The 15,051-nt window shown below is 34.8% G+C and carries 15 protein-coding genes and 1 pseudogene; 7 read left to right on the forward strand and 9 right to left on the reverse strand.

The window, feature by feature from the left end; translation table 11 throughout:
• The 7 genes from ACOH2D_RS17470 to ACOH2D_RS17500 form a co-directional block, all read left to right on the forward strand.
• A partial coding sequence (locus ACOH2D_RS17470; protein ID WP_449536054.1) for a VirB4 family type IV secretion system protein occupies positions 1 to 1,785 on the forward strand: 1,785 nt, incomplete at its 5' end.
• A gap of 4 nt (positions 1,786 to 1,789) precedes the next feature.
• Positions 1,790 to 2,422, forward strand: coding sequence for a conjugal transfer protein (locus ACOH2D_RS17475; protein ID WP_449536055.1), 633 nt, complete (start codon positions 1,790 to 1,792; stop codon positions 2,420 to 2,422).
• A gap of 2 nt (positions 2,423 to 2,424) precedes the next feature.
• Positions 2,425 to 3,267 carry a hypothetical protein gene (locus tag ACOH2D_RS17480; protein WP_449536056.1) on the forward strand — a complete coding sequence of 281 codons (843 nt, stop codon included), beginning with the start codon at positions 2,425 to 2,427 and terminating at the stop codon, positions 3,265 to 3,267.
• Positions 3,268 to 3,277: 10 nt separating this feature from the next.
• The gene (locus ACOH2D_RS17485; protein ID WP_449536057.1) at positions 3,278 to 3,901 is read left to right on the forward strand and encodes a conjugal transfer protein TraK; all 624 of its coding nucleotides are present in this window, start codon (positions 3,278 to 3,280) and stop codon (positions 3,899 to 3,901) included.
• Entirely contained in the window at positions 3,882 to 4,811 is a 930-nt protein-coding gene (gene traM, locus ACOH2D_RS17490; protein WP_449536058.1) for a conjugative transposon protein TraM, read from the forward strand. The genes ACOH2D_RS17485 and traM overlap by 20 nt, the downstream gene beginning before the upstream one ends.
• A 29-nt stretch (positions 4,812 to 4,840) precedes the next feature.
• The gene (locus ACOH2D_RS17495) at positions 4,841 to 5,695 is read left to right on the forward strand and encodes a DUF4138 domain-containing protein (RefSeq protein WP_449536059.1); all 855 of its coding nucleotides are present in this window, start codon (positions 4,841 to 4,843) and stop codon (positions 5,693 to 5,695) included.
• 7 nt (positions 5,696 to 5,702) lie between these two features.
• On the forward strand, positions 5,703 to 6,068 hold the full coding sequence (locus ACOH2D_RS17500) for a hypothetical protein (protein WP_449536060.1): 366 nt from the start codon (positions 5,703 to 5,705) through the stop codon (positions 6,066 to 6,068).
• Between the two features lie 25 nt (positions 6,069 to 6,093).
• On the opposite strand, the gene ACOH2D_RS17505 is transcribed toward ACOH2D_RS17500, so the two are convergent.
• The 9 genes and pseudogenes from ACOH2D_RS17505 to ACOH2D_RS17545 form a co-directional block, all read right to left on the reverse strand.
• A complete protein-coding gene (locus tag ACOH2D_RS17505; protein WP_449536061.1) occupies positions 6,094 to 6,387 on the reverse strand; it encodes a winged helix-turn-helix transcriptional regulator in 294 nt (97 codons plus the stop codon).
• 25 nt (positions 6,388 to 6,412) lie between these two features.
• The gene (locus ACOH2D_RS17510; protein ID WP_449536062.1) at positions 6,413 to 9,061 is read right to left on the reverse strand and encodes a DEAD/DEAH box helicase; all 2,649 of its coding nucleotides are present in this window, start codon (positions 9,059 to 9,061) and stop codon (positions 6,413 to 6,415) included.
• A 3-nt stretch (positions 9,062 to 9,064) separates the two neighbouring features.
• Positions 9,065 to 10,072, reverse strand: a complete 1,008-nt coding sequence (locus tag ACOH2D_RS17515; protein ID WP_449536063.1) for a virulence RhuM family protein — start codon at positions 10,070 to 10,072, stop codon at positions 9,065 to 9,067.
• A 63-nt stretch (positions 10,073 to 10,135) separates the two neighbouring features.
• Complete coding sequence (locus ACOH2D_RS17520; protein WP_449536064.1) at positions 10,136 to 11,908, reverse strand: site-specific DNA-methyltransferase; 1,773 nt, start codon at positions 11,906 to 11,908, stop codon at positions 10,136 to 10,138.
• 7 nt (positions 11,909 to 11,915) lie between these two features.
• A complete protein-coding gene (locus tag ACOH2D_RS17525; protein WP_129018325.1) occupies positions 11,916 to 12,110 on the reverse strand; it encodes a helix-turn-helix domain-containing protein in 195 nt (64 codons plus the stop codon).
• Between the two features lie 196 nt (positions 12,111 to 12,306).
• On the reverse strand, positions 12,307 to 12,807 hold the full coding sequence (locus ACOH2D_RS17530; RefSeq protein ID WP_449536065.1) for a hypothetical protein: 501 nt from the start codon (positions 12,805 to 12,807) through the stop codon (positions 12,307 to 12,309).
• Positions 12,807 to 13,046 (reverse strand): hypothetical protein, encoded by a 240-nt coding sequence (locus ACOH2D_RS17535; RefSeq protein ID WP_449536066.1) that lies wholly within the window; start codon positions 13,044 to 13,046, stop codon positions 12,807 to 12,809. The genes ACOH2D_RS17530 and ACOH2D_RS17535 overlap by 1 nt, the downstream gene beginning before the upstream one ends.
• An 88-nt stretch (positions 13,047 to 13,134) precedes the next feature.
• Complete coding sequence (locus tag ACOH2D_RS17540; RefSeq protein WP_449536067.1) at positions 13,135 to 14,577, reverse strand: caspase family protein; 1,443 nt, start codon at positions 14,575 to 14,577, stop codon at positions 13,135 to 13,137.
• A gap of 291 nt (positions 14,578 to 14,868) precedes the next feature.
• Positions 14,869 to 15,051: pseudogene (locus ACOH2D_RS17545) on the reverse strand (type IV secretory system conjugative DNA transfer family protein); the annotation flags it as partial.

Genomic DNA, 15,051 nt, shown 5'->3' on the forward strand with positions numbered 1-15,051 from the left:
GCCCTGGCCATCAATAGCGAACTGTGCTTTGGCGAAAGTGTACAGAGTAGCAAGACCAATGAGAGATTCACATCTGACGATTTTGTGTTTCATCAAGGGTTTATTGATGGTTTAGGGCTTACGCTTAATGAGAACCACATCGTTAACCAAATCCTGTATTTGGATGACAAACAAAAATGGCGCAAACTGCTCGATAAGAAAATTGAAGAGCTTAACAAAAGCTCCAATTTTGGTTCACAGAACAAAGTTGTATTAGGGAAAATACAGCATATCCTTGACCAAATCAACGCTGATGACAGCTCACGCATCATCCGTGGTCATCTTAATATTGTGTATTGGGCGAAGGAATTGACAGAGCTGGACAGAATAACCTCAAAGATTAATACGGAGTTCAAGGAATTGGACATTATCCCTTACTTTCCGCGAGGCGAAGAACGCAAGAATTACATCCTCAACAGTTACTGTTGCTTCTCATCAAATTTTTCAAATAACGATCTTTACGTTACCGATTTAAAGCATGCTCTGTGTTTGTTCATCAATAATACAAATTACAAATCGGATCCAACAGGAATCATTTTCAATGACCGTGAACATAACATTCCTGTCCTAAAAGATGTTTGGGACGAAGGCAAGAAACGCATCAAAGCACGAAACTTTGCCATCTTCGCTCCTACCGGCGAGGGCAAATCCTTTTTGGCCAATAATATTCTGCGTCAATATTTTGAAAGTGGCGTACGTTTGGTCATCATTGACCTCGGTGGTTCCTACACCAAATTCGCAAAACTCTATCCTGAACAGTATACGGTACTTCGTTATGAGAGTGGAAAGAATCTGGGTATTAATCCATTTTACATCAGCGATATATCTGACTTGGCACCAGAACGTCTCGAAGACCTATCGGTATTCCTGTTTGAATTGTTTGCTTCGGACTTAAAAGTGACCAAGGCACAATCGGTTTCCGTAAAAAAAATATTACGTCACTATTATGATAGCACTTCAGAAAACCATTCTTTGGAAGGCTTTTATGATTTTATAGAAAAGAATCAAAAAGATCTTCTCGACACCCTTAAAATCCATCCCGACTATTTTAATGTCACAAGCTTTTTACACGTCATGTCTGAATACGTTGGAGATGGCCTCTATAGTTTTCTTTTTGAGGTCAGCGAAGACCAGACCTATAAAATCGAGGATAAACGCTTAATCGTTTTTGAACTCGATGAAGTCAAGGACAACAAGGAAATCCTTTCCGTAATGTTGAAACTTATTAAATCAGCGATCCAACGCACCATCTGGAAAAATCGCGCTGAAAAGGGGATCATCCTATTTGATGAGTTTGCCAAACAACTCAAGTTTGATAACGTTCTTGAAAGCGTAGAATTTTATTACCAAGCCATACGTAAACAAAACGGTGCTATCGGGATTATTCTTCAATCCATTAATCAGCTTCCAAATAACTCAGTATCTGCAAGCATCCTTGAAAACACACAGGTCATTTACAGTCTGAACAATGAAAAAGGATATACTGAACTGGTTAAACGGCTCAATCTTTCCAGCCACGACTTGAACCAGTTAAAATCCATCAAGAACAATCTTTCCGGTGCACGGAAATATACCGAGATGTTCATCAAAATCGGAAAGGAAAGCAACATTTTCAGGCTCGAAGTTCCTAAAGAGGTTTATGCCGCCTATCTAACCGACGGACAGGAAAACGCGGCCATAATGGCCATTTATGAAAAGACCAATAATATGGAATTGGCTATAAAGGAATTCACTTCTAAATCCTAAAACTATGAAAAACGCAATGAAAATCCTGGAAAATTTTAACAATAGAAAGGTTGTGGGTAAAACAAAAACAGCAACGCTGATAATTATACTCATTATATCTTTTTTATTGCCTGCAAGCGCTGCGTGCCAGGGAATGCCCACGTATGACAACACCAATTTTATAAGCTTGGTAAAACAACTTATAGAATCAGGCAAACAGACCGCAAACATGATCAAGACCGTTGAATTCTTAAAAACCCAAAAAGAAAACCTTGAAAAGGTCAACGATGTGGTTAAACAGCTAAAGGCAGTTCGCGAAATCGGGCGCAATAACCAACGATTGATCCAAGTAATGCAAAATGACCTAAGAGACATTTTAAACAGTCCTTTCATTAAACCTGATGAAGTATCAAGGGTATCGCAATCTTTCAGCGCTATAGTCGAGAACTCTTTGGACACCATGGATTTTATAGATCAAATTCTATCCAGTGATTATCTAAAAATGAGCGATGCCGAACGTGCAGAAATTCTAAAGCAAAAAGAGCTGGAATCTATGGAAATGGTTTCCAACATTACCACTAAAACAAAACGCTACAGAGATATCATTTCATTTAGAAAAATGCAGGACAAAATTAATAACCGCAAAACCGAATATTAAACATGACGGCAACCATCATTTTAGGAATTGGCCTGGAATATATTGATACAGTCTTCCAGACCATACAGAACAGCAGTTTCTCGCAATACACCATTGCCGGAATGAAAACGCTTGCCGTCTTGTTTTTTCTGGTCAATATTCTCAAAAAATATAATGAGGGCGTTGCTGATAAAGACGGCTATACCTGGGGACTGACTCCAGGTGAGCTTGCGAAAAATTTTGCAATTGTCCTATTGGTCATATTCTCAACTCAGGTATTAGGATTTTTTGATGGTATCCTGGTCGCAATTGAGGGGCAATATCGTGCCACCGCTCCAGCACTTCTCCCTTTACAAATGCAGGATCTCCCGTTGGAGGAAGACATAAATCTTTATGATGTTGCAAAAAATGCAATGACATTATTGTATGAGGCTTTGATAACACCACTTTATGGTTTTAAAATCATAGCTTTTATAGTAAGTGTAATTCTTTGGATTTTAGATCTTTTCATCTATCCTCTTTTCTTGGCGGAACGCTTCTTTCTTCTAGGGATAATGCAGGCATTCTTCCCTTTGGTTATAAGTCTTGCCGTATTTGAAAAATTCCGATCACTTGCATACTCATTTTTCAAGTTATATGCTGCTGTATATATGCTGGTGCCGGCGTTCTTTCTTGTCAATGTATTTGTGAACGCCATTTATACTGAAATCAACACCAATTTTTGGACCAACCTTTTCGGTACCGAGTTTGGTCACGGCTTCTTCGCCCCTGTTGTTCAATTGGGTTCGGTAGGCTTCATCGTATTCCTGAAATTCAAATTGTACAGACGCGCAACCTCCTTTACCCTCAGATTGTTTAATAGCTAAATCTCATCAAATGAAAACTCCTTACAGAAACATATATAGCATCCTAAAGTTAAACCGGCTCATCGTTTTGACAGTTGTCGTTTGCACATTATTATCCAGTACCTTTTCACTTTGGATGGCTTTTACCACAAATAAAAACGCGCTCAATAGTGCATTTGCCATCAATACCGATGGCAGCATCATTCCGCTGAAGCTCGTTTCTCAGAAGGAAAATTTCGCTGTAGAAGCATTGGCACATTTAGAGCAGTTCCACAATTACTTCTATAATATTGATGCGAGCAACTATGAACGAAATTTAAAAAAAGCGCTTTGGCTAGGGAATAGTTCAGTGGACAATCTCTATCGTCAGAAAAAAGCGGATGGTGTCTATAACCGATTATTACAATACTCGCTGGTTCAAAAAGTGCTCAGAATTGATACCGAATTAAATGAAGCTGATGGAAAATATAGTTTCACGACGACCACCATCTTTGAAATCAACAGAGGCACCATAACCGACACTTATGAATTGATTTCCACAGGAAACCTGATCATGGTTGACCGAAACTTCCCCAACAATCCACACGGATTATTGATTACCGATTACTTCGAAAACACGTTAAAAAAAATTCAAAATGAAAATAGAAAAAAATAAAATAGTCTTTGCTGCAGTATTGGCTGTGATTTTCATTTTCCTTGTTTCCTATTCTATGATGATTATTGGAGATGACAAAAGTGAAAATGAGAACCTTAAGCAAACCTTGATCCCAGATTTGAAAGAAAACCAAAAACAGTATGATTCAAAATTGGATGCCATTAATGACCTTAAAGAGGTTCGCGAGACCAACGCACCTAGCATCTATAATGAAAAACTGATTGATTCTTTGGGTTTTTATGATCCTGATTTGCCACAACGTGAAAAAGAACGCATTGTAGATAGTATTTATAACTCCGGTAAAATCCAATACTCCGAGAAACGCTATCAAAACTTTGGAAAAGAAAAAGCGACCAGAGTTGATAAAAAACTGATTGATTCCGCCGAAATCAAGACTGAACAAAAAATTCAAGCCAAAGAACTGGGATTGGAACATCAATTGTTTTTTGCCGCTTCGCCAAAGCCAAATGATAGTGCCACACTGGGCCATACCGACGAGAGCATTTATGTCGTTGTAGATGGCGATCAAATTGTAAAGGCCAAGACGCGATTAAGAATGCGTCTGATGAAAGCAGCAACAATCAACAATAGACTGATGCCAAAGAATACACTCGTCTTTGGATTTATCAGCTTTCAACCCAATCGCGCTTTGATTAACATTGAGAATATCGACCATCATCCCACAAAGCTCAAAGCTTTCGATTTGCAAGATGGCAGTGAAGGCATTTATGTCGAAAATAATTTCCGCGCTGAAGCCACCGAAGAAGTTTTGAATGATATCATTGGCGATATCAACATTCCGTCAGTTCCTCAAGTTAATGGAATTACTAAGATACTTAAGCGCAACAATCGAAGCGTAAAAGTAACTGTCCTGAATAATTACAAATTAATTCTAAAACCAAGGTCATAATGCTATTTGATCTTTAAAATCTGACTCTTATGAAAAATTATATAATTATCTCAGCTCTTCTAATGTGCACATTTGCACCACAACTTTGCTCAGCACAAGGTTCAATGCGAACTTCCAAAGTTCTAGACACTATTTATGCGAATGATACCAAAAACGTTGCACTATTTTTTCCTGAACCCATTAGACAAGGAATAACTGGATCAGAGAATTTTGTATTTACATACAATCGTGAAAATGAACAGTATTTTGGATTGCTCCAGGCAAAACCGGGTAAAGAAAGTAATCTTCTGGTTATCAATAGAAACGGTTCCGTTTTTTCGTATATTGTAAAGTATAAAGCAAAACTTTCAAAGCTCAATTATTTCATTCCAATCTCCAGTAGTATTGGGAATGAAAAACCAAAAGTGAAGGATTCGATTTATATTGAAACCGCTGATAAAAGTGTTGATTACAGTAAGTATTATTATGAAAAGTTCTGTGGTTATCTTCTTGATAGAAACCAGCGCATCGGACGGATTAATAATGAAACTGAAGGTATTGTTATAAGTGTTGAGAATATTGTTTTTGATAAAGAAGAGCTTTACTTCGTGATCCAAATTGAGAATACGTCAACTTTGGATTATGATCTGAATTTTTTGAATCTATCGATTGAAACACGGCAAAAAGGAAAAAGGAAATCCTTGCAACGTCTGTATCAAGAACCTATTTTTAAATATAATCTGCCATCTAAAATCAGAGAAAACGAAACGGTAAGATTCGTGTATGTTATGTCGAAATTTTCATTATCCAATGACCGCAGGGTCATTTTCGAACTGAACGAAAAAGATGGGGAACGCAATATTGAATTGAAAATATCACATCGGTTTATTAATAATCCAAATTAATAGTAATATGAAAAAAATCGCCATTTGCTCACTCGTCCTCCTATTTATTTCATGTTCTCAAACAACGAGTCTTTCGCCTAATGAAACTGCCAAAGTAGTTGCAGAAAGTTTTTATCACGGGGACAAAACAACACTCAAAAAATATACAACTGCTGATGGCTATGCAAACTTTGTAAGCATTCAGGAAATGTTTGCTCAGGATAAAAATTCGAAATCCGATTTTAAGATTATCGATGAAGTAACAGATGGCGGCGTGTCTTGGGTAAAATATTCCACAGCCTACGATCCAAAACCTGGCGTCTTTAAATTAGTGCAGGAAGATGGTCAATGGAAGGTTACTCATAATGGACCTCGAGATAAGGGACCTTTTTAAAAAAGAATTTTTACTTTAAACTCTGTCAAATCCTATCAATATTGATTTGCCAATAACCCTGTGTCCCTCCGTGACGTATAAAGAACCCTTTCGTCTTAAGCGCATTTATATGTTTGCCTACAGGAGATTCATTAATACCTAAAGCCTCAGCTATTTTGGTATAGGTAATGGTTGTATTATTTGCAATAAGTTTAAGAACTTCTTTCCGTCTTTTAGTTAGAGCTTCAATCACATCAATTGCACCACTAGCTAAACCACCTATTACAGCACCTTTAAAGATAAGTTCCCTTTTGCATTCTATACGATTGGTTTCGATCATAGGAATTTATTTAATGTTTAAGCTTTTACATTCCACTTATCAATTCCTTTGCTTTGTCCAAAGTGTAAGCACCGCTCACTTCTTTTTTATCAAAAATCATAAAATACGAAAAGTCATGTCCAGCTTGTTTTTCCCATTCATTGCCTAGTCGACACTTGCCTTCACTATCAGAACCGTCTAAATGGTCGCCCTTGGATTCGATCAATATTGTTCTGCCAGATTTAGTCTGCAATATAAAATCAGGATAATGGTTTGCTTTGAATCCGTTAATGTAAAATCCTTTTCCTTTGTCTAAATTCCTGTGCCAAAATGCAATATTTGAAGCTGTTCCAATTTCCATGATAACGCGCTCTTCAAAATTATTCATCGTGCCTTCCTTTTCATACAAAGAATTTCCAATAGAAGAACCTATAGCTCCAGGAACAATTTCTTTTTTTAATTTCCAGTTGTCTTTGGCTGTTATGCGTTTTGATTTAATTAAATCCATAAATCGAGTTTCGGCATAACTATCAGAAAGTTCTCTGATTTTAGATTTTATTTTGTCTGTATAACTCCACTTTCTAACCAAAATATCACGCATCTGCTCGGCGTTCATTGAATTTAAAATTCGTCCAACATATATTTTGATTTCCTGATCTGGAATGGGATACATATTCCCAATTATTTGTAATATCTGATGCGTGATATCACTTATTTGGGCATCTTTGGGTTTTGCCAAAATGTAATCAGCTATAGGATCCTTTATTTGGCTTTCTTCAATCTTTACCCAATCAGGCGCATAGTTATCTTTTACTGTTTCTGTTAAATCTACCTTATATAAATCTGAAGATATTCGATCAAAATCGATTTTGATATCTTCGTTTGAAAGTTTAAAATCTTTCAATAAAGATTCTCTATTTAACAGTTCTTGATCTGTACCAAAAATATCACTTGCAGTTACTTTTAGAAAAAACTGGGGAAAATCAATCTTTTCTATAAATTCCTTATTGACCTCTTTTATGCGATAGCGTTTTACTTTATCTCCCATTTCCTGAAACATGTTTTCGTCTATAGGTTGTTTTTCTTGCTCCTTTAGTTGCTTTTCTAACTCGGCGTTCTGTTCTGCCGCCATTGTTTCTATTTCGGTAATTACAGAAGTATCTTCAATATCATCTTCATCGAGATTAGGATTATAGGAAATTCGACTCTTATCAATAATTTCTTCCTGTTCTTCTCCCGGAACTTCTGGATGTTGTTCTGGAAACAAAAAGGATTCAACAGGATCTATAACTTTCGCTTCCCTTTCTTCTTCAGTCATTCTATCAACAGCGCGATGTTCGTTGCCGCTAAAACCAGAAGCCTTTAAACCATCAACAATACTTTGTAAGGTTTCATTAAACTTTGCAGAGGCTGTCAATACATAAGAAAGGTTAAGTTGGAAAGCCTTGTGCTTTTGCACATAGGGCTGACGCAATACACGACCCAAAATTTGCTCAACATCCACAGCACTCGATTTGTCAGCTAATGAAGCCAGAATGTATGCAAATGGACAATCCCAGCCTTCTTTTAAAGCGTTTATTGTGATGATATAGCGCACTTCACAAGATCTATCCATTAAGTCAACTCCTTTTAACTCGTCGATATTGGCCGTTTTAATCTTTATATGATTCTCTGGTATACCTAATCCTAATAATTGTTCTTTTAACTTTTCAAAAGTCGTATTGTCGTCTTTTGTTTTTGGTTGTGCTTGGAACAATACAATCGGTCTAATATATTTTCCGCCTTCAGCTTCTTCGCTTTTAGCTAGATTCTCCAACTTACGCTGCAAGTGCAACGCGTTATTGATGACCTCTGTTTTATCGTGATTGTTATAAACGATTACAGGGAGCTTGACCATATGTTCCTTTTTTAATTCTATCGCCGGAACTAAACTGACAATATTGCTATTGGCTTTTGGGGTGGCAGTTAAATCCAAAATAAAAGATGGATTTAAATTTTTGAGCATATCTACACTCAAATCGCTTTCCGCATTATGACTTTCGTCAACTACTAATACAGGATTTAAACTTCTAATTACATTGATAAGCGCAGTATCGTCAACATCTTTTAAAAGGTGCTTTCTGTTCGCGTATTGTGGCACAAAAGATTCCAATTGACCATTTTCCTGATAAACCTTTCTGTCCTCTTTGTTTTTTGCGCGTAAGCTTGCAAAACTCAAAACGAAAATGCTCAATTGTTCTTTTACAACTGTGGGATTAAAATTTGAGCCTTGCAGCAAATCTTCCTTTTGGTAAATGGCAACTTTGTGATTGAATAGGGCATTCAACTTTTGACGGTAAGGGTGCTCTGGATTGGATAAGGCATTCACAGTTTGCTGTAATAAATTACTCCAGGGCACTAACCAAATGACGGCTTTTGTTTGTGAAGTATCGTAAGCTGAAAAAATGGAATGCAAGGCATTAACAGCGATGAAGGTTTTTCCTCCTGCTGTTGGGACTTTAATACAAACATGAGCAGCCTTTGGAATGTTATTTTTATAGGGTTGCATACCTGTATTATCCAACGGATTATACGGTCCTATTTTATCTTCCCAATAGGTGTTGAAGGCCGTCGCCACATTTTTATGTTCTTGAATGTACTCTAAATATTCTTCAAGATTATCTATTACTTTTTGCTGGTAGCTTTTTAATTCCATATCCTATTTTTTCAATTTCTTGATTTGTTTATCAAAGTCAGAAATGATTTTTTGGGTCTTGTTAAATTGGTCGTATTCCTTTCCTGCTTTGGAAATAGCTTGCTTATGCGACTTTGTTCCTTTGCCTTCTAAAATTTTAAACTCATTGAAGTTTAAAAATTTATCTACACTAGTTGCTAAACCTTCCATCGTAAAGGTGTTTTCGCGTTCTATCAAATTTTCTATGTAATCAAAATAACCTGTTACTGTGCGTTCCAATTGTTTAATCTCTTTTTCCTGCAAGTAATTTTTGGCTATGGTCGTATCTGTTTTTATGATTCTGCCTTCGGGAGCATTCTTCCAAGTGGTCAAACCCATATTTTTTGTTGTGGCATTGGCATTTTTATAAATAATCTCAGCTGCCGTATTTCCTGTAATGGCAAAATGAAACTTGTTTTGCACCATCGCATAAAAACTTTTAGTAATTTCAGATTGGGGATTGTAGTCTATACTGCACTCTGCAAAAATATCAGTGATTTGCTGATAAATTCTGCGCTCACTGGCACGAATGGAACGCACACGATCCAGTAACTCTCTAAAATAATCCTTTCCGAAAACTGCTTCGCCTTGTTTCAAACGATTGTCGTCTAAAACAAAACCTTTAATAATATATTCTTTCAGGGTTTGAGTTGCCCAAATTCTAAATTGTGTAGCTTTGGTAGAGTTTACCCGATAGCCAACCGAAATGACAACATCAAGGTTGTACATTTTCTGCTTTCGGGAAACTTCTCTGTTACCTTCTATTTGAACTTGTAAATATTCCTTACAAGTTGCCTCTTCTTCTAATTCGCCACTTTCAAAAATATTCTTTAAGTGAATCGTAATGTTTTGTGGCGTGGTGTCAAAAAGAATACCCATTGCCTTTTGAGTAAGCCAAATGGTTTCATTCTGCAGCAACACATTTAATTTTACTTCTCCGTCAGAAGTTGTGTATAAAATAAAGTTGTTTTGTTTTGGAACTAAATCACTCATATTTCTTTATTCCTTTTTCAGTCGTTTCCAAAATGGAACGCTCATCATTTATAAATTGTAACTCTAAAACTTCGTGATATCTCTCGGTATCTTTTTGAATATGATGTTGTTTTTTGCCATAAATTCTTTTGGCAATAAACAATTATCTGCATAAATAACATATTGCTCGCCTTTTGTCTTTATAAGTTCCAGTGCATCAAAATCCAATGTTGTTAGCTTCTTCTTCTCGTAAATGAAATAATAAACGGTATCCTCTTTTACACCTAATTCATATTTGTTTAGGTCTATTTTAGAATTATAGGCGGTGCGCGTTTCTGAAAACCAAATGTACTCGCGTATTTTTTCAGTGTCCACTTGCTCATTTAAATTTTGGTCAGCATCAAAAAGTGGTAAACCCAGTTCGTAATAATCAAAGGCTCCGCCAGTGCCTTCTACCTTAAATTTGGTTGCTGAGCTTGTCGAAGCACCATAACCTTTGGTTACGCGCTTCACTCTTTCGGCAGTAATGGTATTGGCATAATCTTCCATTTCTATTAGAATGAATTTTCTATTTCCACCATCTTGTTTGTTTAGGTTTAAAACGGCGTGGGCTGTGGTACCTGAACCGGCGAAGGAATCAAGGATAATAGCGTCCTTTTTTGGAAATAAATTAATCAAATACTCAAGCATTTCAACATTTTTCGGATTGTCGAACGTACTATGACTTTTCATAATTTCATTGAGTGCTGTGGTTCCATCATTTGTTGAAAAATCCAATATACTTCTAGAATTACTTTTGTTCTTTAGTCGAATAACAAATTGACCATCCAATTCTTCAACTTTTTTAGCGGGAACGAATGTTCTTTTTTTCACACCATATTTTCCTTTTTTTCCAACTATGACGAGATTTTCTTTTTCTGCATTAATTTTGTCCATCGACCAAGTCCAACAGCCTAATTTACCTCGAACCCTTGGCGGTCGTATTGGAATATATCCTAGAGTAATTAATTTTTCATTAGATCTATATACATCACTTTCATCATTACTGATTTTGGCTAGTTCCACATCATAATCACAAACAGCCATCATATCAAGAGTTTTTGGATTATAATAAATTGTATGACCCAAATTCTGACGAGCATTTAGAATTCCACCTTCTCCACGTGTTGTTATATAGTCATTAAGATAATAATACTTATCTCCTTCTTTTAAAACAGATTTTGTTATATAGGAATTGTTAATTATTGTCGGGGCAATTCTATTGTTTTTTAAGTAATGTTTCTTCTTACGATATATTAAAATGAATTCATGGTTCTTCTGTACGTTTATTGTATCATTTTTGGAGTTTTGTTTATTTTGAATAATTGGACCGATAGCATTTGAACCACCAAAAATCTCATCACAAATCAGCTTCAAATTAACCATTTCATTATCATCTATGGAAATAAAAATAGCACCATCCTCCGCTAACAATTTATGAAGCAACTGCAAACGCGGGTACATCATGCATAGCCATTTATCATGTCTTGTTAAGTCTTCGCCATCTTTACCGACTACTTCGCCTAACCATTTCTTAATTTTCGGATGGTTGACATTATCATTATATACCCAGCCTTCATTACCCGTGTTGTAAGGAGGATCTATATAGATGCACTTTACTTTTCCTTCATATTCTGGCAAAAGACTTTTTAGGGCTTCTAAATTGTCTCCGTGAATTATTTTATTTCCGCTTTGGGTTGGTTCGTCCTGTTCTCCTTTATCAGATGTAAAACCATATTTGTGTTCTAAAATTCGATAAGGCACATCAAGATGATGGCTTATCACTTTATCTTTTCCTATCCAATTGAGTGTTGGCATATAACTATTATTCTTTATTTGAGATTATCAATTCTTTTACATCTACATCTAAAATATTTGCGATGTCCATCAGGGTTTCCAATCGTGGTTGCTGGCGATTTTGGGCATAAGCGTTAACCATATTATAGCTCTTGCCAAGCTTTTCAGCCAGCCAAGTTTGCTTAATGCCCTTCTGTTCCAATACTTCCTTAATTCGATTCATTTTAGAACTTATTTTTTCAGCTACCAAAATAGTCAAGTTAATTTATATATCTCAAAAAATTGTGCAAAAAGTGTGGATGGAGAAAATATATAAGAATAGTAAAGAGTCTACTTGAAAAGATTATTTTCCTGAAAATCGGACAACTAATTCTGATTGAGGACTAAATCAGAATTGACTATAAAACTATAATATGTTTTTATTCACTTTTCCACTTTTTGTAAATCTTGATCGTATTTCTATATCTCGAACTTACTCCAAAGCTTTCTTGATAGTTATCAATTGCTTCAAAAATTATATCTCTGTATTCTATACGCCAATCTCTGTCCGATAAATAATTGTGTAAAATACAATATGAAAGGCGGTCAAGTGAGTTTAAATAATTCTCTTTAGCTACATTAATTTTGTCAGAATAGATTTCCAATAACTCTCCATCCAACTTCTTCTTGTCCTTTTTGATTTCGAGATTGTATTCCCTTAATTCAAAGTTAGCTTTATCAAAATTTTCTTTTCTTTTATTCAGTTCGCTTTCCAATTCAAGAACTGTCATAAGTGTACTGTTCTTTTGATTTTCAGAAAGCCCCTTAAGCTGTATTTTCACTTGCTTAATTTGAAAATAAGCAACATATAAAACTCCAGCTGAAATAATTGCTGTTAAAGCACTTGAAATTGCAGAAATCCAATCGGTTTCAGTATTCATTATTCTTTAAGTTTTGCCATTAACTTCAGCATAATTTCTTGAGCTTTGGTAGCGTTTGAATGCGTACTTCTGTGGTCTTGAGTCTTTGGAACAAAATCATTTCCATTCATTTTAAAATACAACATTATTTGAGCCGGTAAAATACCTTGTCGTTTTAAAATAGGCACAATCTCATTTAATATTTTATCAACCTCAGAGTCTGATTTTGCATATTTAAGTTTTTCTAAATATTCGTTCATTTTGTTTTATTTATGTTTTTTCGTTAGATAAAGCACCACAATACTTATCGTTAAAATTGTTAGGCGTACAAGCATTTGTTGTTGATTGTCATTTTTCAATATCGAACTTTTTTTCAGATATATCCTTAATGTTTATTTCAATTCCGCTTGTGGTATTTTTAATAAATTCTAGTATTTCCTTATCTTTTTTAATTATAAAATCAATTGAGGACCATTTAAAGTTTGGGTTTATTTTTTTTCGATTCCAATCCTCCTCGTTGTAATCTGTAAATCCATAAAAGAATTTTATGTCTTTTTTTGAAACCAAAAAAGTTATTAAAAAAGCATACTGAGGAATATTCGGAAACTTGGGTATATAATTAACGATTAAGTACGAAAAGGGTAATTCAACAGTATTTTCAAATCCTATTAATTCTTTATGGGTTTTTGTTACAATTTTATTTGGTCTTGCTCTCATACTCATAAAGCTACCAAAAGGATTTACAGTAGTTTCTTCTTCTTTGTATTCATTAATCTCATATTTTGCTTCAGCAAAAAAATTATGTTTATTATCCACCAACCATCTCCCAATTGAAATTGATTTAACTAAATAATTTAAATTATTTTCGAGAGCTGATTGAATCTCGTAAATATCCTTCAAATTTGTTTTTAAAGTATATTTTTTAATTATTTCGCCAATCGATGAAAGAAGCTTATTCACTTCTTCATGTGTAGAGTAATTTTCAGCTTCCTTTTTTATTTTCTCAACGTACGAGACGCTTTTTACTTCTTCTTTTTGTTCTTCTAAATTCTGCGGTTCAATTTGGCATTTTAAATATTTGGCTAAAACAATTTTCATCTGTTCTGATGAGTTTAAAAAGGTTTCAGTAAAGTCCGCTTGTGCAACAAAAAAAGGTGTTTGTTCAGTAGTTCTTTCAAATTCATCGGAGATATAGTCAATAATATGTTTGTATCTAATTGAAGATTTATTATTAGCATTTAATGATTTCAAAAAACTTTTAGTGAATTCGCTCAAATCATCGTTCTGATATGAATATTGAGAGGTCATACTCGAATGTAAAAAATAACATTTTTCAAAATTTTCAGCAGTTTTGGTATAATATTTTTCAACGACATTATTTCCTTTTACATAAGCGACTCCAGATTGACAAGCGTCGATAACTTTTGTAACCATTTTTGGCTTTAAACTCTTTATCATTTTGTCAATTTCTGAATTTTGCAAAGATGTAAGTCTCCTTTGGTTTTCATCATAATTGGATAATAAGTAATAAAATTCGTTTTGAAAAAAACTACCGTGACCAGAAAAATAAAAGAATAATTCCTCTATTTGTTTGTCCTTCCATTCAGCGAATAAATTCGATAATTCAGATTTTAATAAATCACTATCGACTCTGTCCTTATATATTTTTATTTCATCAAACTCATTTGATGTACTTAAAACATCATTTATTGCATTAACGTCATTTATACAACCCGGCAAATCTGAAATGTTGGCGTATTCTTTTATTCCAATTAATATTGCTATTCTCATTTTATTTTACAATGTCTTTTATTTGCGTACAGGTAAGTATGGATAATATAAAAGTGAGGTATTCATCTTTTATGCACGACATCTTATTTTAATTTATCTTTCCCAAATATACCCGATTCATGTTAAAATTTAAGCTTCTTACTAAAGCTTTGTAATATATTGATAATAAACTAAATATACCTTCTCGGAAGATTTAGCGCTTGCAAACCATAAAAAACTTCGAGTATTAACAATAGTCAATGGTATGTAATTTGAAATCAACATATTCATAATGAGCCAGCGTTGTGAATCTTATCCAAATATTGATTTAGCCTCTTGATAAATCCTCTCAAAATTAGCTTCCAAGTCGGCATTGGAATATTCCTTTGTGTCTATTGGTAATTCCCTCTGAATCTTCTGCAATTTAAACTGTATCCTTTTATCCTTCCCATCCGCATAAGTAATAAACTCGCCTTGCTTCAATCTAAAGAAAAC

The sequence above is a fragment of the Gelidibacter sp. genome (assembly GCF_053579655.1).